We start from the raw sequence: 24,225 nt of genomic DNA, 5'->3' as shown, positions 1-24,225 counted from the left end.
GCGAAAAGGACGCGGCGTTATTGACCCGCCAGTAAGCACCTCGCTAGGTTCCGGTGGCCTCGCACCAGAGTGTCCTGCCGCACACCCCCCACCGTGCTGTCTTGCCGATTCTTCGGAGCATCATGACCTCCCCTGTGCGCGCCCAAGACCTGATCCTTTGTCTCACACCCTTCGGAGAACCCGACGCCGGGCCGGCCGTGGCCGCCTGCGGCGCCGGCGCGCTCGGCATCCTCGACCTCGGCGACGGTGACCGACGATCCCGCGAGGAGCTGAACCGGCTGAGCAGAGCGGCGCCGGGGCCCTTCGGCGTACGGGTGACCGGGCGCTGCGCACTGGACCCCGGCGAACTGGGCGGTGCCCCCGACACCCTGGTCCTCGCGCAGGATGCGTCCTGGAACGTGGGCGAAGCAGCCGCGCAGTACCGGGTGTTGGCGGAGGTCTCGGATCTGGCGCAGGCGCGCGAAGCGGTGCGTGCCGGGGCCCAGGGGCTGGTCGCGCGAGGCGCCGAGAGCGGTGGCCGGGTTGGCGAGCTGAGTACGTTCGTTCTGCTCCAACTGCTCCTGGGAGATAGTGGTTTGGGGGTTCCGGTCTGGGCCTGCGGCGGCATCGGGCCGCGTACGGCGGCCGCCGCGGTGGCCGGCGGGGCGGCCGGTGTCGTCCTCGACAGCCAACTGGCCCTGCTGGCCGAATCGCGGCTGCCGGAGGCGGTGCGGGTCGCGCTGCGGTCTCTGGACGGTTCCGAGACCGTGGTCGTCGCCGAGCACCGGGTCCTGCGCCGACGCGGCCCGGACGCCCCGCCTCCGCCCCCGGACGACGCCGAGGCGGTCGCTTCCCTGCTCGGTGCGCGGGACCTGCGCCGCCAACTCCTGCCGGTGGGCCAGGACGGATTCCTTGCCGCGCGATTCGCTGAGCGGTGGGGGGATGTGCGGCGGACCGTGCGCGAGGTGAGGGCGGCGATACGGGAGGTCGTCGGTGCGGCGGAGGTCGAGGGGGCGGACGGCGGCGGGCCGAGGCGGGTGGGCGCCGAGCCCGGGAGGCCGGTGGGCGCCGAGCCGGAAAAACCAGTGGGCGTCGAGCCGGGGAAACCGGTCGGCGGCAAACCGGGTAGGCCGGTACGCAGCGGGCTGGAGGAGCCGGCCGGCGCCGGGGCGGTGGCGTCTTCCGACGACGAGTCCGTGGAGTCGGTCGGCCGGGGGGTGTCGGAGGCCGGCAGTGGCTTGGCCGAGTCGGTTGATGGCGGGTTGCCAGCGGCTGGCGGTGGCCTGAGCGAGTCGCTCGGTGGTGGGTCGGCAGTGGTCGGACGCGGGTCGGCCGAGTCGGTCGGTGGTGGGTCGGCCGCGCCTCCTGGTGGTGGGTTGGCGGCGGGTGGCGGTGGCCCGGCCGAGCCGCTCGACGCCACCTCGGCCGAGCGGTTCGACCACGCCCCCGCTCATGCCCTGCGCCCCGGCTCACCCATGAGTCGCGCCCTCGGTACCCGGCTCCCAGTCGCGCAGGGACCCATGACGCGGGTCAGTGATCAGGCGGCCTTCGCCGCCGCCGTCGCCGCGGACGGGGCGCTGCCCTTCCTGGCGCTGGCCCTCGCCGACGGTGAGCGGACCCGGGCGATGCTGACCGAGGCGCGTGCCGTGCTCGACGGGCGGTCCTGGGGTGTGGGCGTGCTCGGCTTCGCGCCCGAGGACATCAGGAACGCGCAGCTGGAAGCCGTCCGGGAACTGCGCCCCACGCACGCGATCATCGCGGGCGGACGGCCCGCCCAGGCCGAGGCGCTGGAGCGGGCCGGGATCCGCACCTTCCTGCACGTGCCCTCGCCCGGGCTGCTGCGGCAGTTCCTGCGGGCCGGGGCGCGCAGGTTCGTGTTCGAGGGCTCCGAGTGCGGCGGGCACGTCGGACCGCGCGCCTCCTTCCCGTTGTGGGAGGCCCAACTCGCCGTACTGGAAGACTTCCTGGACGACGAAGCCGATGCCGGGACCGCGCGGCAGCTGGAGGTGTTCTTCGCGGGCGGGATCCACGACGAGCGGTCCGCCGCGATGACCGCTGCCCTGGCCGCTCCGCTGACCGCCCGGGGCGCCGCCGTCGGCGTCCTCATGGGCACCGCCTACCTGTTCACCGAGGAGGCCGTGGCGCACGGCGCGATCCAGCCGCTCTTCCAACGGCAGGTCCTGACCGCCGCCACGACCGCTCTGCTGGAGACCGCGCCTGGCCACGCCACCCGCTGTGTGCCCAGCCCCTTCACGACGGACTACCGTGCTCGCGAGGCCGGGCTACGCGCGTCCGGTCTGCCCGACCGGGAGGTGTGGGAGGCGCTGGAGCGGCTCAACGTCGGGCGGCTGCGCATCGCGAGCAAGGGCGTCGAGCGGTCGGCCCAGGGCGCGTTGACCGGTGTGGACGAGGAACGGCAGCTCAGCGACGGGATGTTCATGGCCGGCGAGGTCGCCGTCCTGCGCTCGGCCACCACCACCCTCGCGGAGCTGCATCACGCCGTCACCGACGGCGCCGCCGACCTCCTCGCCGCCCGCGCCCCCCGCCCCACCGGCTCGCGGGCCTTCGAACCCGCGCCCCCCGCCCCGCTCGACATCGCCGTGGTCGGCATGGCCTGCATGTTCCCGCAGGCCCCCGACCTCGCCACCTTCTGGGCCAACGTGGTCGCCGGACACGACGCCGTCACCGAGGTCCCGGCCGACCGGTGGGACCCCGCTGTGCACCACGAGGCCGGCAGCACCGCGTCCAAGTGGGGCGGTTTCCTGCCCCGCATCCCCTTCGACCCGCTGCGCTACGGTATCCCGCCCGCCTCCCTCGGCAGCATCGAGCCGGTCCAGCTGCTGTCCCTGGAGGCCGCCCGCAGGGCCCTGGACGACGCCGGATACGGCGACCGGGGGAGGACGTTCGACCGCTCGCGCACCTCCGTCGTCTTCGGTGCCGAGGCGGGCAGCGACCTGTCCAACGCGGCCACCCTGCGCGCCGTCCTCCCGTCGTACTACGGCAAGGTCCCAGACGGCCTGGAGGAGCAGCTGCCCCGGCTGACCGAGGACTCCTTCCCGGGCATGCTCGCCAACGTCATCTCCGGCCGCATAGCGAACCGGCTGGACCTCGGCGGCGCCAACTACACCGTCGACGCGGCCTGTGCCTCCTCCCTCGCCGCGCTCGACGTGGCCTGCAAGGAACTCGTCTCCGGCAGCAGCGACGTCGTGCTGTGCGGCGGGGCCGACCTGCACAACGGCATCAACGACTTCGTCCTGTTCTCCTCGGTGCACGCCCTCTCGCCGACCGGCCGCTCCCGCGCCTTCGACGGCTCCGCCGACGGCATCGCCCTCGGCGAGGGCGTGGCCTGCGTGGTCCTCAAACGGCTCGCGGACGCCGAGCGCGACGGCGACCGCGTCTACGGCGTGATCAAGGGCCTCGGCTCCGCCAGCGACGGCCGCTCCCTCGGCCTGACCGCACCCCGCCCCGAAGGACAGCGGGCCGCGCTGCTGCGCGCCTACCACAACGCCGGCGTCTCACCCGCCGAGGTCGGCCTGGTCGAGGCGCACGGCACCGGCACGGTCGTCGGGGACCGTACCGAACTCACCGTACTCAGCGAGGTGTTCGCCGAGGCGGGCGCCGAAGCCGGTACCTGCGCGCTCGGCTCGGTCAAGTCGCAGATTGGGCACACCAAGTGCGCCGCCGGACTCGCCGGCCTGATCAAGACCACACTCGCCCTCCACACCGGCGTCAAGCCGCCCACCCTCCACCTGGACCGGCCCAACCCGGCCTGGTCGGAGGAGGAGAGTCCCTTCGCCTTCCACACCCGTGCCCAGCCCTGGGCGGCCCCAGCGGCGAAACGGCTCGCCGGAGTCAGCGCGTTCGGCTTCGGCGGGACCAACTTCCATGTGGTGGTGGGGGCTTACGAGGGCGCCGTACCGCCGCAGCAGACCCTGGACGGCTGGCCCGCCGAGCTGTTCCTGTTCCGGGGGAAGGACGCGGCGGCGGCCCACCGGGACGTCGAGGAGATCCTGCGGGCCGCCGAGTCCGACGGCCGCCCTTGGCGCCTGCGCGACCTCGCGCTCGCCGCGGCCCGGCGCGCGGACATCTCCCACGAGCCGGTGCGGGCGGCGGTCGTGGCCCGCGATGTCGACGACCTGATCGGGCAGTTGAGACGCATTCTCGCCGGGGAGCACGAGCCGGCGGCGGGCAGCCCCGGCGCGGCTGAGGCCAAGGTCGCCTTCCTCTTCCCCGGCCAGGGCAGCCAGCGGCCCGGCATGCTCGCCGACCTGCTGGTCGCCCTGCCCGAGTTGCGCCACTACCTGCACCTCGGCCGCGCCCACGCCGACACCCTGTACCCGCCCGCCGCCTTCGACGAGGCCGCCCGCGAACGCCGCAGGGCCGACCTCACCGACACCCGGGCCGCGCAGCCCGCGCTCGGCATCACCGGCCTCGCCGCCCACGCCTTCCTCACCGCGGCGGGCGTCCACCCGGACCTCGCGGCCGGACACAGCTACGGTGAACTGGTGGCTCTGAGCGCGGCCGGAGCCCTCGACCCGGAGACCCTGCTGGAGCTGAGCACCGAGCGGGCGAGCGCGATCCTGGCGGCCGCGGGCGACGAACCCGGCACGATGGCCGCCGTCGGAGCCGGTGCCGAGGACGTCGCACGCGCCCTGCGCGCCGCGGGGGCGCCCGAGTCGGTCGTCGTCGCCAATCACAACTCGCCCGAACAGTCGGTGATCTCGGGTCCCACGGCCGAAGTCGATTCCGCCGTACGCCTGTTGCGTGAGGCGGGCCTCGGGGCGCGCCGCATACCGGTCGCCTGCGCCTTCCACAGCCCGGTGGTGGCCGCGGCCGGGGAGCGGTTCGCCAAGGTCCTCGCGGACAAGGCCGTACGGGCCCCCGAGTTCCCCGTCTGGGCCAATCGCACCGCGGCCCCGTACCCGCACGACGCCGACGCCGTACGCGGTGAACTCGCCGCACAGATCGGCGCGCCGGTCGCCTTCGCCGCCCAGGTCGAGGCGATGTACGAGGCGGGAGCGCGGATCTTCGTGGAGGCGGGCCCCGGCACGGTCCTCACCCGGCTCGTCGGCCAGATCCTGGGCGACCGTCCGCATCGCACCGTCGCCTGCGAGCCACGCGCCGACAGCGGCCTGATCGGCTGGCTCGACGCCCTCGCCCAACTGGCCATCGCGGGGCTGCCGGTGCGCACCGCCTGGCTCTTCCGGGGCCGTGACGCCGTCGACGCGCTCCGGACGCCGACGCCGCGGCGGCCCGGCTGGACGGTCGACGGACACCTCGTCCGCACCGCCGACGGAGCACTCCTCCCCGGTGCCCTCGCACCGGCCCGACGAGTCGTGGAGACGACTGTGACGACGAACCCGCAGTACGGCGCCCCGGCCGGCCAGGACGCGCTGATCTCCGAATTCCTGCGCACCAGTCGGGAGATGATCGCCGCCCAGCGCGACGTGCTGCTCACCTACTTCGGCGCGGCGCCCGGAGCGACCCCGTTGGCACCCGCCGCCCCCGCACCGGCACCGCAGGCCGCTCTCCCGGAACCAGCCCAACCCGTCGCCGATGAACCGTCGTTGCCCGAACCGGAGCGCGACGTCGAGCGCGTTGTCCTGGAGATCATCAGCGAGCGCACCGGCTACCCCGCCGACATGATCGAGCCCGACCTCGACCTGGAGGCGGATCTGAGCATCGACTCGATCAAGCGGGCCGAGATAGCGGGCGAACTCGCCAGACGGCTGGGGATCGCGGGCGGGGCGGAGATCCCGGACGACGCGGAGCTGGAGGAGCTGGCCAAGGCGCGTACGGCGGCGTCGGTGACGGCCTGGCTGATGGCGCGGGTCGGCGGGGTATCCGGGGCCGGTCTGGAGCCCACCGCAGCAGCCGACAACGGACCGGTGCACGGGCACAGGCCCCTCGGCGAAGCCCCGAAGCGCTGCGAGCTGCGCCCGGTGCCCCTCCCACCCCCCTCGGCCGACCCCGCCTCCACCCTCTTTGGCGCCCGGTTCGTGCTCCTCGGCGACGGCGGGGGAGCGGCGGCCGAGGTCGCGGCACGGCTCCGGGCACACGGCGCCGACGCGGTGACCGTCGACCAGGCCCACCTCCTCGGCGAGGCCGACGGCAGGGTCGACGGCGTCCTGTACCTGGGCGCGCTCCCAGGTCCCGAGCTTCCGGTGCTGCCCGAGGCCTTCCCCGTGCTGCAGGCGGCCCTGGCCCGCGCACCGCGCAGCCTGCTGGCCGTGCAGCCCGCCGACGCCGAGGGGGCGACGACCCGGTCGGCCGGTCTCCACGGGCTCTTCCGTACCGTCGCCCGGGAGTACCCCGACACTCTCGCCCGGATCGTCACCGTTCCCGAAACCGCTCCCGCGGCCGTCGCCGACGCCCTGCTCGCCGAGCTGCTCGCGCCGGAGCCGGCCCCCGTCGTCGTGCGTACAGCCACCGGGCAGCGCCGCGGTTTCGAGCTGGTGCCCGTGCCCCTGGGCCCGCTCGGCAGCACCGGCGCGGGACCCGCCGGGGACGGCGCCGCCGAGGCCGCCGCGCTCGGCCTGGACCGGGACTCCGTGGTGCTGCTGGTCGGCGGTGCCCGGGGCATCACGGCGAGGTTCGCCGGCGCGCTGGCCGCCGCGAGCCGCTGCCGTATCGAACTGGTCGGCCGCACTCCCGCGCCCACCGCGCCCGAGAGCCCGGCGATCGCGGCCGCCCGGACCGCCGTCGACCTGCGTGCCGCTCTCGCCGCGAACGGCTCGCTCGGACCGGCGGAGGTCAACCGGGCCGCCGAACTCGTTCTCGCCCAGCGGGAGATCACCGCCACCCTCGCGGAACTCGCCGCCCTCGGCAGCGAGGCCCGCTACCGCTCGGTCGACTTCCGCGAACGGGACGCCGCTCTCCAGGCCGTCAAGGAGATCCATGCCGAGCACGGCAGGCTCGACGGAGTCGTCTTCGCCGCCGGGGTGATCGAGGACCGGCTGATCGCCGAGAAGAGCCCCGACTCCTTCCGGCGCGTGTACGGCACGAAGACGGCCGGAGCCGCCGCCCTGCTCAGCGCCCTCGAAGACCTGCCCGACGGACCGGGATTCACGGTGCTGTTCGGCAGCATCGCCGCCGTCCTCGGCAACCGCGGCCAGGCCGACTACGCCGCCGCCAACGACGCCCTGGAACGCCTCGGCGCCGACTGGGCCGAGCGCACCGGCCACCGGGCGCTCACCGTCCACTGGGGCCCCTGGGCGCCCTCCGGGATCCACAGCGGCATGGTCGGTGAGGAACTGGGCCGGGAGTACGCTCGCCGCGGGGTGAAGCTGATCGACCCGGACGAGGGCACCGCGGCCCTGCTCCGGGAACTCGCCTGGGCCGACCGCCCGGCCCGCGCCGTCGTCTACACCGCCTCGGGCTGGTGAGATGACGGAGCCTCAGACTCCCGTCGCCATCGTCGGGATGGCGGTGCTGCTGCCCGGTGCCGCAGGGCTCGACGCCTACTGGCGCAACCTGCGCGACGGTGTGGACGCGATCGGTGACGTCCCCGAGGGACGGTGGGACGCCGGTTACTACCGCCCCGGCTCGGCCGCGGAGCCCGCCGTCGCCGACCGGATCTACTGCCGGCGCGGCGGATTCGTCGACGGACCGGCCGAGGTGGAGGTGACCCGGTACGGCATCATGCCCGCCTCGGTGCCGGGCACCGAGCCCGACCAGCTGATCGCCCTCGACGTGGCCGCCGCCGCGCTCGCCGACGCGGGCGGCACCGACCGGCTGCCCGAACGGGACCGGATCGGCGTGGCCCTGGGCCGCGGCGGCTACCTGACCCCAGGCCTGGTCCGGCTCGACCAGCGCGTGCGCACCGCCGGACAGCTCGTTCGCACGCTGGGCGAGTTACTGCCCGACCTCTCGTCCGCCCAGCTGGACCGGGTGCGCGAGGCGTTCACCGAACGACTCGGCCCGGACCGCCCCGAGTCCGCGATCGGCCTGGTCCCCAACCTCGCCGCCTCCCGCATCGCCAACCGGCTCGACCTGCGCGGCCCCGCCTACACCGTGGACGCGGCCTGCGCCTCCTCGCTGGTCGCCGTCGACCAGGCGGTCACCGAACTCGGCACCGGCCGCTGCGACATGATGCTGGCCGGGGGAGTGCACCACTGCCACGACGTCACTCTCTGGAGCGTCTTCTCCCAGCTCCGCGCCCTGTCTCCGAGCCAGCGCATCCGTCCCTTCCACCGTGACGCCGACGGCATCCTCATCGGCGAGGGCACCGGCGTCGTCGTACTCAAACGGCTCGCGGACGCCGAACGCGACGGCGACCGTGTGTACGCGGTGATCCGCGGGACGGGCGTGGCCAGCGACGGCCGCACCGCCGGGCTCGTCACGCCCGACCCCGGCGGCCAGACCCGAGCCGTGCGCCAGGCCTGGCACGCGGCCGGACTCGACCCGGCCGCACCCCGCTCCGTCGGCCTGCTGGAGGCGCACGGCACCGCCACCCCGGCCGGTGACGCCGCCGAACTCGCCACCCTGGCCGAGGTGTTCGGGCCGGGCACGGTCCACGGCGAGGAGCGGCCGGTACTCGGCTCGGTGAAGTCGATGATCGGCCACACCATGCCGGCCGCCGGCGTGGCCGGCCTGGTCAAGGCCGCCCTCGCCCTGCACCACGGCACCCTGCTGCCCACTCTCCACTGCGACGACCCCCACCCCGCCCTCGCGGCCACCCGCTTCCGCACCCTGGAACGGGCACGCCCCTGGGAGACCGGCCCGGAACAACCGGTCCGGCGGGCCGCCGTGAACGCCTTCGGGTTCGGCGGGATCAACGCCCACGTGGTGCTGGAGGAAGCGCCGGGCGAGCGAGCGAGGTCCCGGCACGCCCGGACCACGGTCGCCGAGCCGGAGCGCGTTCTGCTGCTCGCGGCCGACACCCCGGACGACCTCGCCGCCCGCCTCGCCACCGACGACCCGGCGGTCCTCGCCGCCGGCCTCGACCCCGCGTGGCCGCACCCCGACGCCGGCCCCGTACGCCTCGGCATCGTCGACCCCACCGCAAAACGGCTGGCCCTGGCCCGTCGCGCGGTCGGCAAGGGCCGCGCCTGGCAGGGCCGCAGCGACGTCTGGTTCCGGCCCGCCCCGCTGCTCGGGCCCGGCAAGCTGGCCTTCGTCTTCCCCGGCCTGGAAGGCGACTTCGCGCCCCGCGCCGACGACATCGCAACCCACTTCGGCCTGCCCCCGCTCGCCGCCACCGGCACGGACGTACGCGTCGACGACGTCGGACGGCACGGCTTCGGGGTGGTGGGCGTGGGCCGGCTCCTGGACACCGCGCTGCGCCGCATGGGGGTCGTACCGGACGCGGTCGCCGGGCACAGCGTCGGCGAGTGGACGGCCATGGCGGCCGCCGGACTGTACTCGAACGCCCAAGTGGACGCCTTCATGGCCGAGTTCGACCCGGACACGGTGACCGTGCCGGGGCTGGCATTCGCCGCGGTGGGCGCCTCGGCGGACCGCGTCCGGACGGCTCTCGCGCAGACCTGGTCCGGCTCCGGGATCGTGCTCTCCCACGACAACGCGCCCCGCCAGTCGATGGTCTGCGGTCCGGACACGGCGGTCCAGGAGTTCGTACGGTCCTTCCGCGCCCAGGGCGTCCTGTGCCAGGTGCTGCCGTTCCGCTCCGGCTTCCACACGCCGATGCTCGAACCGTATCTCGCCCCCATCAAGGGGGCCGCCGACCGCTTCCGGCTCCACCCGCCGACCGTACCGGTGTGGTCCGGGACGACCGCGGCGCCCTTCCCGCAGGACGAGGCGGCGGTGCGCGAGCTGTTCGTACGGCACCTGCTGGAACCCGTCCGCTTCCGCGAACTGATCGAGTCCCTGTACGCGGCAGGCCATCGCACCTTCGTCCAGACCGGCCCCGGCCAACTGGCCTCCCTCATCGACGACACCCTTGGCGACCGCGATCACCTGGCCGTCGCCGCCAACTCCCCGCACCGCTCCGGAATGACCCAACTGCGCTGTGTGGCAACGGCGTTGTGGGCGGCGGGGGCGCGGGTGGCACCGGCGCTGCCGCCTGCTCCGGCACGCGGGGCGGCGGGCCGCCCCGACGCGCCGGAGCCGGTGCCCCGCGCGCGGGCATCCGGGAGCGCACTCAGCACCCACGCGTTCGAGGCTGCACCCGCGCGCCCCGCCGTCCGCCTCGATCTGGACGCTGCCCTGGTGTCCCTGGCCGGGCCGGACCTGGACGCGCTGCGGTCGGAGCTGCGGCCGAGCCGACAGGCAGTGCACCCCTCGCAGCCGCCCCGCCCCGGCTCGTCCTCCCTCGACGACCTCGCCACCCGCTTCCCTGCCGCCGCCGAGCTGACCGCCCTGCTGCGGGACACCGCGGACACCGCGGCGGAGTTGATCGCGGCGCATGGCCGCCGAAGCGGCCGAAGCGACGGCGCACCAGGACCGCTCAGGGCCACCGGCCATGCCACCGCCGCCGCGACGCCCCCCGCTTCCGCGCCCCGCACCATCACCCGAGCCGCCGTCCCGGCCTCGGCACACCCGGCCGTCACACCACCCCACACCCCCGCCCCCACCACCACAGCCGTCCACATCTCCCCCCACTCCATGCCCCACCTCCTCGACCACTGCTTCTTCCCTCAACGCCCCAACTGGCCGGACATCGAGGACCGTTGGCCGGTGGTCCCCGCCACCACGATCGTCCGGCACATGATGGACGCGGCGCAGGACGCGGCTCCCGGCCTGCGCGCCGTCGCCGTGCACGCTGCCCGGTTCGACCGCTGGCTGACCGCCACACCCCCCGTCGACGTGCCCGTCACCGTCACCCCCGACCCCGGGCACCCGGACCGTGTTGCCGTCGCCTTCGGCCCCACGGCGCGTGCCGTGGTCGAACTCGCCCCGCACCACCCCGCACCGCCCCCGCCGAGCCCACGCCCGGACGCCCCCGAACGCGTCCCCGAGCACACCGCAGCGCAGATCTACCGCGACCGCTGGATGTTCCACGGCCCCGCCTTCCAGGGCCTCACCGAGCTGACCGCGATCGGCGCGCGACACATCCGCGGAGTGATCACCGCACCCGCGGCGCCCGGCGCCCTGCTCGACAACGTCGGCCAGCTGCTGGGCTACTGGATCATGTCGACGCGCACCGAGCGGACGGTCGTGTTCCCGGTCCAGATGCGGGAGATGCGCTTCCACGGGCCCCAGCCGGCCCCCGGGACGCGGGTCGACTGCCTGCTGCGGATCACCTCGCTCACCGACACCGTCCTGGAGGCGGACGCGGAATTGACCATCGACGGGCAGGTGTGGGCCGTGCTCAGCGGCTGGCAGGACCGCCGTTTCGACAACGACCCGCAGACCCGCCCCGTGGAACGCTTCCCCGAGCGCCACACCCTCTCCGAGGCCCGGCCCGGCGGCTGGGCGCTGGTGCACGAGCGGTGGCCCGACCTGGCCTCGCGCGAGCTGATCATGCGCAACTCGCTCGGCGGCGCGGAGCGCGCGGAGTACGCGGAGCGTCCGCCGCGCGGCCGCAGACAGTGGCTGCTGGGCCGGATCGCGGTCAAGGACGCCGTACGGCAGTGGCTGTGGCAGCAGGGCGAAGGGCCGGTCTTCCCGGCGGAGATCCGCGTGCACAACGACGGACTCGGCCGCCCGTACGTCACCGGCGTGCACGGCCGCACCCTGCCCCCGCTGGACGTCTCGCTCGCCCACCGGGCCGAGGCGGGCGTGGCGATCGTACGGCCGCACACTCCTCACCCCGGCCTCGGCATCGACATCGAGGAGGTCACCCCGCGTGACCCGGCGACGCTCGCCACCGCCCTCGGCGCGGACGAACTGCGGCTTCTGCGCGCGCTCTGCGCGGACGGCCCCGACGGCGAGGATCTGTGGTTCACCCGCTTCTGGGCCGCCAAGGAGGCCGTGGCGAAGGCCGAGGGCGTCGGATTCGGCGGCCGCCCCAGGGACTTCGCCGTGCGCGAGGCCGCCCCGGACGGCAGTCGGCTGGAGGTCTCCGGGCGGCTGGAACGCGCCTGCACCGTGCGCTGCGCACCGGCGGGCAATCCGCCCGCCCTGCCCCGACGCGCCTACGTGGTGGCCTGGACGACGGGACCCGGGTCCGGCGACGGACAAGGCGATCCACACGGCGACGGACAAGGCGATCGACAAGTAGACGAAGCAGCCGAGGAGTACCCCCGATGAACCCCACCCAGCCGGTGCCGGCGCAGCCCACCACCGACACCGTGCTCGCCGACATCACCGGCATGCTCCGCACCCTCCTCGCGGAGTACGGCGAGGACGAGGTGGTGATCGGCATGTCCACCACCTTCAACCGCGACCTGGAACTGGAGAGCATCGACCTCGTCACCCTGGCGGGCCTGCTGGAGGAGCGGTACGGCCGGCGGGTCAACCTCGCCGAGTTCCTGGCCGGGATGGAGTTCGACGAGATCATCGAGCTGACCGTGGGCCGGCTCGTCGAGTACGTGGTGTGGAGCCTGAAGACCACGAAGGCGGGCTGAGCCATGGCGATGATCGACGCCGGCGGAATCCGCCTGCACGTCCAGCGGATGGGGCCCGCGGACGGCCGTACCCCGCACGCCACGGTCGTGCTCGTGCACGGGCTGCTCACCGACAGCCTGGCCAGCTACTACTTCACCGTGGCCCCCGCCTTCGCGGCGGCCGGCCTCGACGTCGTCATGTACGACCTGCGCGGACACGGCCGCAGCGAACGCCCACCGGACGGGTACACCCTCGACCACAACATCGACGACCTGGAGGCACTCCTCGACCGGCTCGGGATCACCGGGCCCGTGCACCTCGTCGGCAACTCCTACGGCGGCACCATCGCCTTCGGCCACGCGGCCCGCCACCCCGACCGCACGGCCAGCCTCACCCTGATCGAGTCCGAACCCGCGACCGCCGCCTGGGCGGTGAAACTGGGCGGCATCCTGCGCCGGGTGCTGACCGAACTCGCGCACAACGAGCCCGACGCCCTCGCCTGGATCGCCGCCCACCGCGGCCACAACACCGCCCGCCTGGCCAAGGGCGCGGCCCGGCTCGCCCGCGAGACCACCCTCGGCCGGGACATCCCCGCGAGCCGCGTGCTGACCGAGGAGCAGATCGGGGCCGTACGCTGCCCGGTCCTCGGCGTGTACGGCGGCGACTCGGACCTGGTGGACCTGGTGCCGCTGAAGGAAGCGCTGCTCACCGGCTTCCGGCCGGTCGTGCTGCCCGGGCACGAGCACTCGGTGCTGGTCGAGGCGGCCCCGGCCGTCGGCGGGCACATCCTGGACCTGATCCACTCCGTCGGCGGCGTGCGGGCGGGGGTCCGGTGAGCGGGTTCCTGTTCGTCGTCCCGCCCCTGGTCGGGCACATCAACCCGGCCGTCGGCGTCGCCGCCCGGCTCACCGCGCGCGGACACCGGGTGGCCTGGGTGTGCGCCGACCCGGCGCTGGTCCGCCGGCTCGCGGGCGAGGACGCGGAGGTGTTCGCCTGCGCGGGCCCGGTGCCGGGTGCCGAGGGCGCCGTGCGACCGCCCGACCTGCGGGGTGCGGAGGCGCTGAAGTTCCTGTGGGAGGCGTATCTGGTGCCGCTCGCCGACGCGATGGCGGCGGGCGTCGGCGCGGCCGTCGAGCGGTTCCGCCCCGACGTGGCCGTCGCCGACCAGCAGGCCTTCGCCGGTGCCCTGGTGGCCGAACGCCTCGGCCTGCCCTGGGCGACCTCCGCCACCACCTCGGCCGAGTTCACCGGCGCCTACGACGGCATGCCCAAGGTCGCCGAGTGGCTGCGGCAGCGCCTGGCCGAGCTGCGCGCCCGGATCGGCGACCCGGCCGGCACCGCCGACCCGCGCTACTCGCCCCATTTGCTGCTCGTCTTCAGCACGCCCGAACTCATCGGCTCGCAGGCGCCGTTGGGGCAGCGGATCCACTACGTCGGCCCGTCCCTCGCCGACCGCCCGGCCGGGCCCGGCTTCCCCTGGGACTGGCTGGATGCCGGCCGGGCGAAGGTCCTGGTGACCCTCGGCACCGCCAACGCCGACGCCGGGGGCCGCTTCCTCGCCGAGTGCCGCATCGCGCTGCGCGAACGCGCCGACCGGGTGCAGGCGGTGCTCGTGGACCCGGGCGCCACCCTGCCCGCCGGCCTCTCCGACAAGGACGCGCTGATCCTGCCGTCCGTGCCCCAACTCTCATTGCTGGAAAGGATGGACGCGGTCGTCTGCCATGCCGGGCACAACACGGTGTGCGAGGCGCTCTGGCACGGTGTGCCGCTCGTGGTGGCGCCCATCCGCGACGACCAGCCCGTGGTGGCCGCCCAGGTCGTGGACGCGGGCGCCGGCGTCCGCGTCCGCTTCGGCCGGGTCACCGCACCCCGGCTGGGCGCGGCCCTCGACACCGTCCTGCAGGATCGCGCCCACCGGGCCGCCGCCGTGCGCGTCCGCACGGCGTTCCGCGCCGCGGGCGGCGCCCGCGCGGCAGCAGAGCACCTCGAACGACTGGCAGCGCAGAGCAGCGGAGGGACAAGGGAGAACCGATGAGCGACCCCAATGACAAGAGCGAGCGCATCGCCGCCCTGCGCCCCGCCTACCAGGCCGACCTCGCCGACGGCACGGAACGCTTCTTCGCACCCCGCCGCACCACCTGCCCCTGGTGCACGTCGAGCAGCCTGACGACCCGCCTGCACACCACCGACCTGCTCCAGCACAAGCCAGGCCACTTCACCCTGGACCGCTGCACCGACTGCGGTCACACCTTCCAGAACCCCCAACTGACTTCCGAGGGACTGGAGTTCTACTACCGCGACTTCTACGACGGCCTGGGCGAACAGCGCATGAGCGGCACCTTCGGCGGCCGCACCGCGATGTACCGGGACCGCGCGCAGGCGATGGCACCGCACGACCCCACCCCGAAGAACTGGCTGGACGTCGGCACCGGCCACGGCCACTTCTGCGAGGCCGCCCGAACCGCCCTGCCCGGCACCTCCTTCGACGGCCTCGACTTCACCGACGGCGTCGAACTCGCCGCCCGCGAGGGCCGCGTGGAGCACGCCTACCGCGGCGCCTTCCCCGACCTCGCACCCGAACTCGTCGCCCGCTACGACGTGGTGAGCATGTTTCACTACCTGGAGCACAGCACCAACCCCGACCGCGAACTCCGCGCCGCCCACGAGGTCGTACGCCCCGGCGGCCACCTGCTCATCGAGGTACCGGACCCGGAGAGCCGGTACGCCCGCCTCCTCGGCCGCTGGTGGCTGCCCTGGCTCCAGCCCCAGCACCTGCACTTCATGCCGGTCGCCAACCTGCGCCGGCGACTGACCGAACTCGGCTTCACGGTGGTCGCCGAGCAGCACGCCGAGCCGCACGACCCGGTCGACCTGCTCGCCGCCGTCTGGCTGGCCCTCGACCACACCACCCCGCGCGACGACGCGCCCTGGCTGCCCGAACCTCCCGGCGCCCTCCGCCGCGCCCTGCGCACCGCCCTCCTCCTGTCAGGCGTCCCCGCCCTGCTCGCGGCCACCCTGCTCGACCGCTTCGCGGTACGACCCCTCGCCCAGCGCCTCGGCCTGTCCAACGCGTACCGTCTGGTGGCCCGCCGCGAGTGACCGGGCTCAGCACACTTCGGCACTCACCACGTTCACAACACCTTGGCGCGGATCAGTGCCGACAGCACCAGGGCGCCCGGCAGCAGCGGCAGCAAGTCGGTCAGCACCCGGTACCCGATCACGGTCGCAGTGGCCGCTGCCGGCTCGGCACCGAAGGCGACCAGCGTCCACACCAGTGCCGCGTCCACCGCGAGCCCACCGGGCGCCGGTACGGCCCCGACGGCGGTACCGGCGGCCAGAGAGGCGAGCACCACCTGCTCCCAGGGCAGCCCGAGGCCGAGCGCCGCACCCACACAGACCAGCACGCCTCCCTGCACCAGCGGCATCGCGGCTGCACCGCCCCACAGGGCCAGCACCCGACAGGGCCGGCCGTGCACCTCCCGCGCATCGGCGAGGGCGGAGCGCACCAGCCCGGTCACCGGGCGCCGCAACGGCCGTACGACCGTCAGCAGCACCCCGGCCACGGCGAGCACCCCGCCCGCGACGGCGGCCAGCGGCACCAGCAGCCGACCGTCCGGGAGCAGGTCCCCGAGCCGCCGCCAGGCGGGCGAGGCGGCCAGGAACACCAGCAGCACCAGAGTCTTCGCGCTGGACCTGGCCAGCGAGTACAGGCCGATCGAGGCGGTCGCCCGATGCAGCGGCACGCCTCGGGTGCGCAGGAACCGCAGTGTGACGGCGTGTGCGCCGAGGCCGGCGGGCAGCGCCTGGTTCGCGGCACCGGCGGCGAACTGGGAGGCCAGCAGCAGCCCCGGCGGCACCCGGTCCGGCAGCGCGCCCTGACGGACACAGGAGGCCACCACCCAGGTCAGACACGTGAACCCGACCCCGGCCAGCAGCCACCAGGGGTCGGCCGCGAGCAGCCGCGTGACACCGTCGTACGCCATGGGCCGGTGGGCCAGCGCCCAGCCCACGGCGAGCAGCAGGGGAGCCAGACAGAGGGCGAGCCGGACCAGCCGGGCCGCCATGGGCGAGCCCCGACGCACCGGAACCACGGACTCCGGACACGATGGCGAGACAGAGACAGGCGAGACAGAGACAGGCGGAGCAGGCGGAGCAGGCGAGGCAGGTGGGGACAGCGGGGAGAGCGGGGACAATGAGGACACGGGGACGTCGTCCTTCCGCATCGGGCCCCCTGGCGGGGGACCTGGGGGAAGCGGGGCGGCGAAACCGCCGAGAGCCTTCCCCTCCCGCGTGACAGCTGGATGTCCGGAAGCCGAAGGAGTGAGGGCGGGACGGTGCCGCCGGGTGTCCGCGGGAGCCGTCGTTCACCGCCGACCAGGTAGCCTTCCCATGGGGCGCGCTGCGCAAGCCACGCCCCGACAGGCAAGGCAGGCGACACGGGAGGAACCGGCGGTGCACGTCCAGGAATGGCTCGACACGGTGCCCCCGGCCGCCGTCTACGCGGTGGTGGCTCTGGTGATCGGCCTGGAGAGCCTGGGCATCCCGCTGCCGGGCGAGATCGTCCTGGTCTCGGCGGCGCTCATGTCCTCCCAGCACTCCGGAATCAACCCGATCGTCCTCGGCGCGTGCGCGACCGCCGGTGCCGTCATGGGCGACTCCATCGGCTACGCGATCGGCCGCAAGGGCGGACGCCCCATGCTGGCCTGGCTGGGGAAGAAGTTCCCCAGACACTTCAGCGAGGGCCACGTCGCCACCGCGGAGCGCTCCTTCGAGAAGTGGGGCATGTGGGCCGTCTTCTTCGGCCGCTTCGTCGCCCTCCTGCGCATCTTCGCCGGCCCCCTCGCGGGCGTCCTCCACATGCCGTACTGGAAGTTCCTGACCGCCAACGTCCTCGGCGGCATCTGCTGGGCGGGCGGCACCACGGCGGTCATCTACTACGTGGGCGTAGTGGCCGAGGACTGGCTCAAGCGCTTCTCCTACCTGGGCCTGGCGGCAGCGGTCCTGATCGGCCTGACCTCCATGCTGCTCATCAAGCGCAGGGCGAAGAAGGCCCAGTCGGCACAGCAAGAGGCAGAACCTGTGAGCGCCGGGGAGTAGAACTCCCCAAGGGGCGCGGGGCGCTGTGTCGATCCGCGGCTCCGCCGCGTGGGCGCGAGCAACCCCCGCACACCCGCACTCGCACATGCTCCTAGCGATGCACATCCTTGTGCGCCTTGGCCAACTCCGCGTACATGGTGCCGTTGAGGGTGACCCCTTGCCGCTCCTCCTCCGACAGCTCCCGCCGAACCTTCGCCGGCACCCCCGCCACAAGAGACCCCGGCGGCACGACCATCCCCTGCGGCACCAACGCCTGGGCGGCGACAAGCGACCCCGCCCCGATCACGGCCCCATTGAGTACGGTCGCCCCCATCCCGATGAGGCAGTCGTCCTCCACGGTCGCCCCGTGCACCACCGCGTTGTGCCCGATGGACACCCGCTCCCCGACGCTCACCGGAAACCCGGGATCCGCATGGAGCGTGACGTTGTCCTGCACATTCGCGTCCGCCCCCACGGTGATCGTCTCGACATCACCGCGCACCACCGCCCCGTACCAGACACTGGCTCCCGCATGCAGCGTCACGTCCCCGATCACGGCGGCCGTGGGCGCAACGAACGCCCCCGGATCGACCTGAGGCTCCTTGCCCCCGATACCCACGATCAGCGCTTGCTGCGTCATCACCGTCTCCTCATGTCCGTAGTACGACGCACGGTACGACATGGAGTGGGGCAAAGATCACAGCAGCCCGCCCTCTCGCTGATGGCAACCGCTGAGTAACGTGACCCCGTGCCGAAGCGCAAGAACACGTTCTCATCCTGGCGAGCCCGCACAGCGCAACGCGCCGTCCACGCGGGCTGGGCGTGGGTGCAGCGCACGGGATCGGTGACGGCCGAGAACCCCGGCCGCCTCCACTTCGGCTCGATCGGCGAAGCCACCCGGCTGGCCTTTCCGCTCGGCACGGTCTTCGGCGAGCCCTGGATCCACCTCGGATCCCACTGCATCATCGGCGAGCAGGTCACCCTCACGGCCGGCCTGATGCCGGACCTGGACCTCGGCCCGGACCCGATCCTGCGCATCGGCGACGGTGTCGTCCTCGGCCGGGGCAGCCATGTCATCGCCGACACCACGGTCACGATCGGCCGCGACTGCTACTTCGGGCCGTACGTCTACGTCACCTCCACCAACCACTCCTACGACGACCCGCACGAGCCCATCGGCAGGCAGTGGCCGCGGATGGAGCCGGTGGAGATCGGTCCGGGCTGCTGGATCGGCACCGGCGCGGTGATCCTGCCGGGGGCGCGGATCGGCCGGAACGTGGTCGTGGCGGCCGGCGCCGTGGTGCGCGGGACCGTGCCCGACCACGCCGTGGTGGCGGGGGCGCCCGCCCGGGTCGTACGGCGCTGGACACCCGAGGGCGGCTGGCAGCCGCCGCTGAGGAGCCCCGCGCCGGTGCCGCTCCCGGAAGGGGTCACGCCGGAGCAACTGCGCGCGCTGGCCGGCCTCGACGAGGAGGGTGTGGAACGGCTGGCCCGCCTGGAGGCCGAGGGCTGAGTCAGCCGGTCGCCAGCAGCAGCGTCCCCAGCAGGGCGAGCCCCGCGCCCGCGGCCTGGATCGCGCGCAGCCGCTCGCTGAGGAAGCCGCGCGCGGCCAGCGCGGTGACCACGGGGTAGAGGGAGGCGAGCACCGCCGCCACCGTGACCGGTCCGTGCTGGGCGGCGACCGCGTAGGTGCCGTTGGCCGCCACGTCCGCGAGGCCGACGAAGGCCAGCGCCGGCAGCGAGGCCTGCGGCAGGCCGCCCTCCGGCAGGGCGGGGTTGCCCCGCCGGACCGATGCGTACAGGGCCGCGCCGCCGGCGGCGACGCTCGTCACGCGCTGCGCGAACAGGGAGAGGAACAGGCCGGTGACGTTGGTCGAGGCCTCCGTGATCAGGGCGAACACCGTCCCGAAGCCCAGCGCCGCGACCAGGGTGAGCAGGATCGTCAGCCTCTGCACGGGCGCTCCGCGCAGCTGGGGGCCGCCCGCGAGGACGACACCGGTGACGGCGACCGCGATGCCCGCGACCTGCAGCGCCCCCGGGCGTTCGCCGAGAATCAGGCCCACACCCACCGGGACGGCCACGCTGAGTGTGGCCAGCGGGGAGACCACGCCCATCGGGCCCAGGGCGAGCGCCTTGTAGAAGGCGAACACGGCCAGCGGGCCGGCCAGGCCGGCCGCGACCGCGAACCACAGCCGTGGCCCGGCCTCGCTCCAGCCGCCGGTCGCGACCACGATCGCGCCCAGCACCACCGCCGCGATCGCCTGGGAGGCGACCACCACCGTCAGCGCGGGCGTGCGGCGTGTCAGCAGCCCGCCACCGAAGTCGGCCAGGCCCCACAGGAGACTGGTGGTCAGGGCGAAGAACGCTGTCACTGATGCCTCGCAGTACAGTTTGGTGAACGAGCGGGTGCACCCCACCGTAGTTCGATTCAGTGAACTCTGTCATCCAGAATATTGAACCCTTGGACGGAACGTGTCGGACCTCGAACTCCTGACCCAGTCCCTGGCGCGCAACGTCAAGCACTGGCGCGCGGTGCGCGGCTTCACCCTGGACGTGCTCGCCGCCCGGGCTGGTGTCAGCCGCGGCATGCTCATCCAGATCGAGCAGGCCCGCACCAACCCGAGCATCGGCACCGTCGTCAAGATCGGCGACGCGCTCGGCGTCAGCATCACCACCCTCCTCGACTACGAGCAGGGCCCGAAGGTCCGCATCGTCCCCGCCGAACGAGCCGTACGGCTCTGGCACACCGACGCCGGCAGCTACAACCGGCTCCTCGCCGGCACCGAGGCGCCCGGACCGCTGGAGATGTGGGACTGGCGGCTGATGCCGGGCGAGCGCAGCCCCTCCGAACCGCATCCCGGCGGCACGGTCGAACTGGTCCATGTCACCGCGGGCGAGCTGACGCTCACCGTGGACGGCGAGGAGTACCGCGTCCCGACCGGCGCGAGCGCCTCCTTCGAGGCCAACCTCCCGCACGTGTACGGCAACACCGGCGACGTACCGATGGAGATGGTCATGGCGGTCTCGGTGCCGCCCGTGCACTGAGATGCCCGTACGACGGGCGGGCGGGCCTTGCTAGCGTGCGGCCATGCGCGCACCCATCGGAGACTTCGACACCGCCACCCCCGCCCCCGACTGCCTGGACGAACTGACCGCCCCGGTCGCCGACGCCGTACGCCGCTGGCAGGGCAGCGTCCCCGCCGACCGGATCATCTACGTCGACACCGACCCGCGCTGGGCCGACACGGCCCTCTTCGTCGAGCACTACGGCCGCGACCTGCTGGAGCGGTCGGCGAACTGCGTGGTGGTCGCGGGCAAGCGGGGCGGCGAGACCACCCTCGCGGCGTGCCTGGTCCTCTCCACCACCCGGGTCGACGTGAACGGCGTGGTGCGCCGCCAACTCGGCGCCCGCAAGGCCTCGTTCGCCGCGATGGACACCGCGACCGGCGAGACCGGCATGGAGTACGGCGGTATCACCCCGGTCGGACTGCCCGCCGACTGGCCGGTGTTGGTGGACGCGGCCGTCGTCGACCTGCCCTACGTCCTGGTCGGCAGCGGGCGCCGCCGCGGCAAGCTGCTGGTCCCGGGCAAGGCGCTCGCGGAGCTGCCCGGTGCCGTGGTGCTCGAAGGGCTCGGGGCCGCCTGAGGTCAGGCCGTCAGGTGATGGGCGAGCGCCAGATGCGGGTCCGTCTCGCCCGGCACCGGCGCCGGGTCGGCGTGCACCAGGGCGGCCGTGAGCCTCGGTACGGCGTGCAGCAGGGCGTGTTCGGCCTCGACGGCGATCGCGTGCGCCTGGCGGACCGACACCTCGCCGTTCACCACGACCGCCAGCTCGGCCCGCAGCCGGTGCCCGATCCACCGCAGCCGCAGCTCGCCCACCTCGCGCACGCCCGGCACCGCACGCACCGCCCCCTCGGCCCGGTCCACCAGCTCCGGGTCGACGGCGTCCATCACCCGCCGGAACACCTCCCGCGCCGCGTCCCGCAGCACCAGCGCGATCGCGACGGTGATCGCCAGCCCCACGAGCGGGTCGGCCAGGTGCCAGCCGAGGGCCGACCCGCCGGCCCCGAGCAGCACGGCCAGTGAGGTGAATCCATCCGTCCGTGCATGCAGCCCGTCGGCCACCAGCGCGGCCGAGCCGATCTCCCGGCCGACCCGGATCCGGTATCGGGCCACCCATTCGTTGCCCACGAACCCGGCCAGCGCGGCCACCGCGACCGCCGGCAGATGCTCCACCGGGCGTGGGTCGAGCAGCCGTCCGACGGCCGCCCAGGCCGCGAACGCGGCGGAGGCGGCGATGGTCAGCACGATCGCCAGCCCCGCGAGATCCTCGGCACGCCCGTAGCCGTAGGTGAACCGCCGGGTCGCCGCCCGCCGCCCCAGCACGAAGGCGATGCCCAGCGGTACGGCCGTCAGCGCGTCGGCCGCGTTGTGCACGGTGTCCCCGAGCAGCGCCACGGACCCGGAGAGGACCACCACCACGGCCTGCGCCAGCGCGGTCGCCCCGAGCACGGCCAGTGACACCCACAGCGCCCGCATCCCCCGCGCCGAGGACTCCAGGGCGGGGTCGAGCTTGTCGGCGGTCTCGTGTGAGTGCGGAGTGAGGAGATGGGTGAGGCGGTGGCGCAGGCCGGGGGAGGGGTGGGGATGGGCATGGCGGTGACCATGGTCGTGGTGATGGCCCTGGTCGTGGTGATGGCCACGGTCGTCGTGATGACCATGGTCGTGGTGATGACCATGGGGCTGCTGGCCGTGCCCGTGCGTGTGCTGGTCGCTCACGTGGATCCCCTTCCGATGGGTGGGGACGGACGCGCAGGTGGGAATGGACGCGCGCCGCCCACGGAGCCATTATGTGCGTATGAGCGCACGCATGCACCTATCACCTGCGCACCATGCGCAGCCGCGTACCCCGGGCGATGAGCAGTTCGCGGTGGCCGCCGAACTCCTCGCCCTGCTCGGCGACCGCACCCGCCTCACCCTGCTGCACGCCCTGACGGCCGGCGAGGCCGACGTCACCACGCTCACCGAGGCGTGCGGCGCCGCCCGCCCCGCCGTCAGCCAGCACCTGGCCCGGCTGCGCCTCGCGGGCCTGGTGAGCACCCGCAAGGAGGGCCGTCGCGTGGTCTACGCGCTGCGCGACGGCCATCTGCGCCGCCTGGTCGACGAGGCGCTGAAGGTGGCCGACCACCGCATCGCCGAAAGGGTCACCGCAACAGAGCGCTGAGCCGGTCCAGCAGGGCCGGCAGCGCGGCGGCCACCGCCCTGACCGAGCGGGGGGCACCACTTCGCCGGCCGGCCTCCACCTGGCCATGGCTCTCGCGGGGGCGCCCTCTACCTCGCCCGCCCGCGCCCAGCCGTCGCCGTCTGATGCGGCCGCCGCGTGCTCAGAACACGGCGGCTGAGCCCAGGTACTGCTCGGCGAAGGCCGCCGCGGCGGCGGGCGAGGTGAACAGGCGGCGCAGCCGGGCGATCGTGGTTCCGGCCCGGAAGGGATCTCCGGAGGCGACCCCGTGGTAGACGTCCGACAGCCACTGCGAGAACTCCTGGTAGTCCCAGACCCGCCGCAAGGACGCCTCCGAGTAGCCGTCCAGACCGCTCCCGTCGTCCCGGGTGAGGTGCCCGACGAGCGCGTCGCCGAGCAGGAACGCGTCGTGCAGGGCGAGGTTCATGCCCTTGGCCGCGATCGGCGCCGTGAGATGACCGGCGTCTCCGGCCAGCAACAGCCGCCCGTGGACGAGGGGTTCGACGACGTAGTGGTGCATGTCCAGCACGCGCTTCTCGATCAGCCGGCCCTCGGTCAGTGGCGGCGCGCCGGCCGCGCCGAGCCGGGTGCGCAGCTCGGCCCAGACCCGCTCGTGCGGCCAGTTCCCGGGGTCGTCGCCGGGCGGGCACTGCAGGTAGTAGCGGGTGACCTCGGGGCTGCGGGCCATGTGCCCGGCGAAGCCGTTCGGGTGGACGCCGAACAGGACGCAGTCGGAGGAGGGCGGGGCCTCGGCGAGCAGCGCCAGCCAGCCGATGCCGTCGTCCTGCCGCGCGATCCGCGCCCGCTCCGGCGGCATCGCGTCCCGGGTCACCCCGCGCGCGCCGTCGCAGCCCGCGACGAACTCGCAGCGCAGCAGCCGCCGTTCACCGGTCTCCGGGCACTGGTACGACACCGCGGGCCGGTCCGAGTCCAGGTCGTGCAGTCGTACGTCGCGCACGCCGAAGCGGATGTCGCCGCCACGTACGTCGGCGTACTCCCGCACCAGGTCCGTCACCAGCAACGGCTGTGGGTAGACGTAGTGGTGCCGGCCCGTCAGGTCGCCGTAGGAGAACCTGAACCGCTCGCCGCCGAAGCGGAACTCGCAGGTGTCGTGCACCTGGGCCCGCTCCAGCAGGTTCGTGGCCAGGCCGCGCCGGGCGAGTTCACGCACCGCCCATTCCTCGATCACGCCGGCTCTCGGCCGGGTCTCGATGAACTGCCTGCTCTCGGTCTCCAGGACCACACAGTCGACGGAGGCGTCCCGCAGGATCGTGCCGACGGTGAGCCCGGCGGGCCCGGCGCCCACGACGACGACCGTACGGCGTTCCTCGGGCGCGGAGTTGGGGTGGGGGGAGGGGTGCGTCACCCCCGCATTATGACGGTGTCCCGTCAGCCGCGGCGGAGTTGCCGCGGCTCGCGGCCGAGACCTCCGCCGGGCCCGGCGACCTGGTGTCGTACCGCTTCGACGAGACCTCCGGCTC

Annotated in this window: 16 protein-coding genes; 11 read left to right on the top strand and 5 right to left on the bottom strand. The window is 74.0% G+C overall.

Annotation, left to right across the window (positions count from 1 at the left end):
* Nucleotides 1-122 precede the first annotated feature (122 nt).
* From ACWC5O_RS33510 to ACWC5O_RS33485, 6 genes are read left to right on the top strand one after another with little or no spacing between them, the layout of a single operon-like run.
* Nucleotides 123-7,364 (top strand): SDR family oxidoreductase, encoded by a 7,242-nt coding sequence (locus tag ACWC5O_RS33510; RefSeq protein ID WP_450583354.1) that lies wholly within the window; start codon nt 123-125, stop codon nt 7,362-7,364.
* A gap of 1 nt (nt 7,365) precedes the next feature.
* Nucleotides 7,366-12,129, top strand: coding sequence for a beta-ketoacyl synthase N-terminal-like domain-containing protein (locus ACWC5O_RS33505; RefSeq protein ID WP_450583356.1), 4,764 nt, complete (start codon nt 7,366-7,368; stop codon nt 12,127-12,129).
* Nucleotides 12,126-12,446: an acyl carrier protein gene (locus tag ACWC5O_RS33500; RefSeq protein ID WP_450583358.1), complete on the top strand. Its 321-nt coding sequence runs from the start codon at nt 12,126-12,128 to the stop codon at nt 12,444-12,446. Before ACWC5O_RS33505 ends, ACWC5O_RS33500 begins: the two co-directional genes overlap by 4 nt.
* Before the next feature lie 3 nt (nt 12,447-12,449).
* Nucleotides 12,450-13,262 carry an alpha/beta fold hydrolase gene (locus ACWC5O_RS33495; RefSeq protein WP_450583360.1) on the top strand — a complete coding sequence of 271 codons (813 nt, stop codon included), beginning with the start codon at nt 12,450-12,452 and terminating at the stop codon, nt 13,260-13,262.
* The gene (locus tag ACWC5O_RS33490; protein WP_450583362.1) at nt 13,259-14,461 is read left to right on the top strand and encodes a glycosyltransferase; all 1,203 of its coding nucleotides are present in this window, start codon (nt 13,259-13,261) and stop codon (nt 14,459-14,461) included. The genes ACWC5O_RS33495 and ACWC5O_RS33490 overlap by 4 nt, the downstream gene beginning before the upstream one ends.
* Nucleotides 14,458-15,525: a class I SAM-dependent methyltransferase gene (locus ACWC5O_RS33485; protein WP_450583364.1), complete on the top strand. Its 1,068-nt coding sequence runs from the start codon at nt 14,458-14,460 to the stop codon at nt 15,523-15,525. The genes ACWC5O_RS33490 and ACWC5O_RS33485 overlap by 4 nt, the downstream gene beginning before the upstream one ends.
* A gap of 32 nt (nt 15,526-15,557) precedes the next feature.
* Here the strand turns inward: ACWC5O_RS33485 and ACWC5O_RS33480 are convergent, their stop codons facing one another.
* Nucleotides 15,558-16,649 carry a lysylphosphatidylglycerol synthase transmembrane domain-containing protein gene (locus ACWC5O_RS33480; protein ID WP_450583366.1) on the bottom strand — a complete coding sequence of 364 codons (1,092 nt, stop codon included), beginning with the start codon at nt 16,647-16,649 and terminating at the stop codon, nt 15,558-15,560.
* A 229-nt stretch (nt 16,650-16,878) separates the two neighbouring features.
* Here ACWC5O_RS33480 and ACWC5O_RS33475 point away from each other — a divergent pair, with 229 nt between their 5' ends.
* Nucleotides 16,879-17,523, top strand: a complete 645-nt coding sequence (locus ACWC5O_RS33475) for a DedA family protein (protein ID WP_450583368.1) — start codon at nt 16,879-16,881, stop codon at nt 17,521-17,523.
* Nucleotides 17,524-17,614: 91 nt separating this feature from the next.
* Here the strand turns inward: ACWC5O_RS33475 and ACWC5O_RS33470 are convergent, their stop codons facing one another.
* Nucleotides 17,615-18,142, bottom strand: a complete 528-nt coding sequence (locus ACWC5O_RS33470) for a gamma carbonic anhydrase family protein (RefSeq protein WP_450583370.1) — start codon at nt 18,140-18,142, stop codon at nt 17,615-17,617.
* Between the two features lie 108 nt (nt 18,143-18,250).
* Between ACWC5O_RS33470 and ACWC5O_RS33465 the strand changes: the two genes are divergently transcribed.
* On the top strand, nt 18,251-19,015 hold the full coding sequence (locus ACWC5O_RS33465; protein ID WP_450583372.1) for an acyltransferase: 765 nt from the start codon (nt 18,251-18,253) through the stop codon (nt 19,013-19,015).
* Between the two features lies 1 nt (nt 19,016).
* Here the strand turns inward: ACWC5O_RS33465 and ACWC5O_RS33460 are convergent, their stop codons facing one another.
* Nucleotides 19,017-19,874 carry an EamA family transporter gene (locus tag ACWC5O_RS33460; RefSeq protein ID WP_450583374.1) on the bottom strand — a complete coding sequence of 286 codons (858 nt, stop codon included), beginning with the start codon at nt 19,872-19,874 and terminating at the stop codon, nt 19,017-19,019.
* 100 nt (nt 19,875-19,974) lie between these two features.
* On the opposite strand from ACWC5O_RS33460, the gene ACWC5O_RS33455 reads away from it, so the two are divergent.
* A complete protein-coding gene (locus ACWC5O_RS33455) occupies nt 19,975-20,547 on the top strand; it encodes a helix-turn-helix domain-containing protein (protein WP_390774280.1) in 573 nt (190 codons plus the stop codon).
* 43 nt (nt 20,548-20,590) lie between these two features.
* Complete coding sequence (locus ACWC5O_RS33450) at nt 20,591-21,148, top strand: YbaK/EbsC family protein (protein ID WP_450583376.1); 558 nt, start codon at nt 20,591-20,593, stop codon at nt 21,146-21,148.
* Nucleotides 21,149-21,150: 2 nt separating this feature from the next.
* On the opposite strand, the gene ACWC5O_RS33445 is transcribed toward ACWC5O_RS33450, so the two are convergent.
* On the bottom strand, nt 21,151-22,281 hold the full coding sequence (locus ACWC5O_RS33445; RefSeq protein ID WP_450583378.1) for a cation diffusion facilitator family transporter: 1,131 nt from the start codon (nt 22,279-22,281) through the stop codon (nt 21,151-21,153).
* 79 nt (nt 22,282-22,360) lie between these two features.
* On the opposite strand from ACWC5O_RS33445, the gene ACWC5O_RS33440 reads away from it, so the two are divergent.
* Nucleotides 22,361-22,726 carry an ArsR/SmtB family transcription factor gene (locus ACWC5O_RS33440; protein WP_450583380.1) on the top strand — a complete coding sequence of 122 codons (366 nt, stop codon included), beginning with the start codon at nt 22,361-22,363 and terminating at the stop codon, nt 22,724-22,726.
* 160 nt (nt 22,727-22,886) lie between these two features.
* Here the strand turns inward: ACWC5O_RS33440 and ACWC5O_RS33435 are convergent, their stop codons facing one another.
* Nucleotides 22,887-24,110 carry a 4-hydroxybenzoate 3-monooxygenase gene (locus ACWC5O_RS33435; RefSeq protein WP_450583382.1) on the bottom strand — a complete coding sequence of 408 codons (1,224 nt, stop codon included), beginning with the start codon at nt 24,108-24,110 and terminating at the stop codon, nt 22,887-22,889.
* Between the last annotated feature and the right edge of the window lie 115 nt (nt 24,111-24,225).

The organism is Streptomyces sp. NPDC001450 (assembly GCF_053597295.1).
The sequence above is the reverse complement of the archived record's forward strand: the minus strand, read 5'-3'. Positions and strand labels throughout refer to the sequence as shown.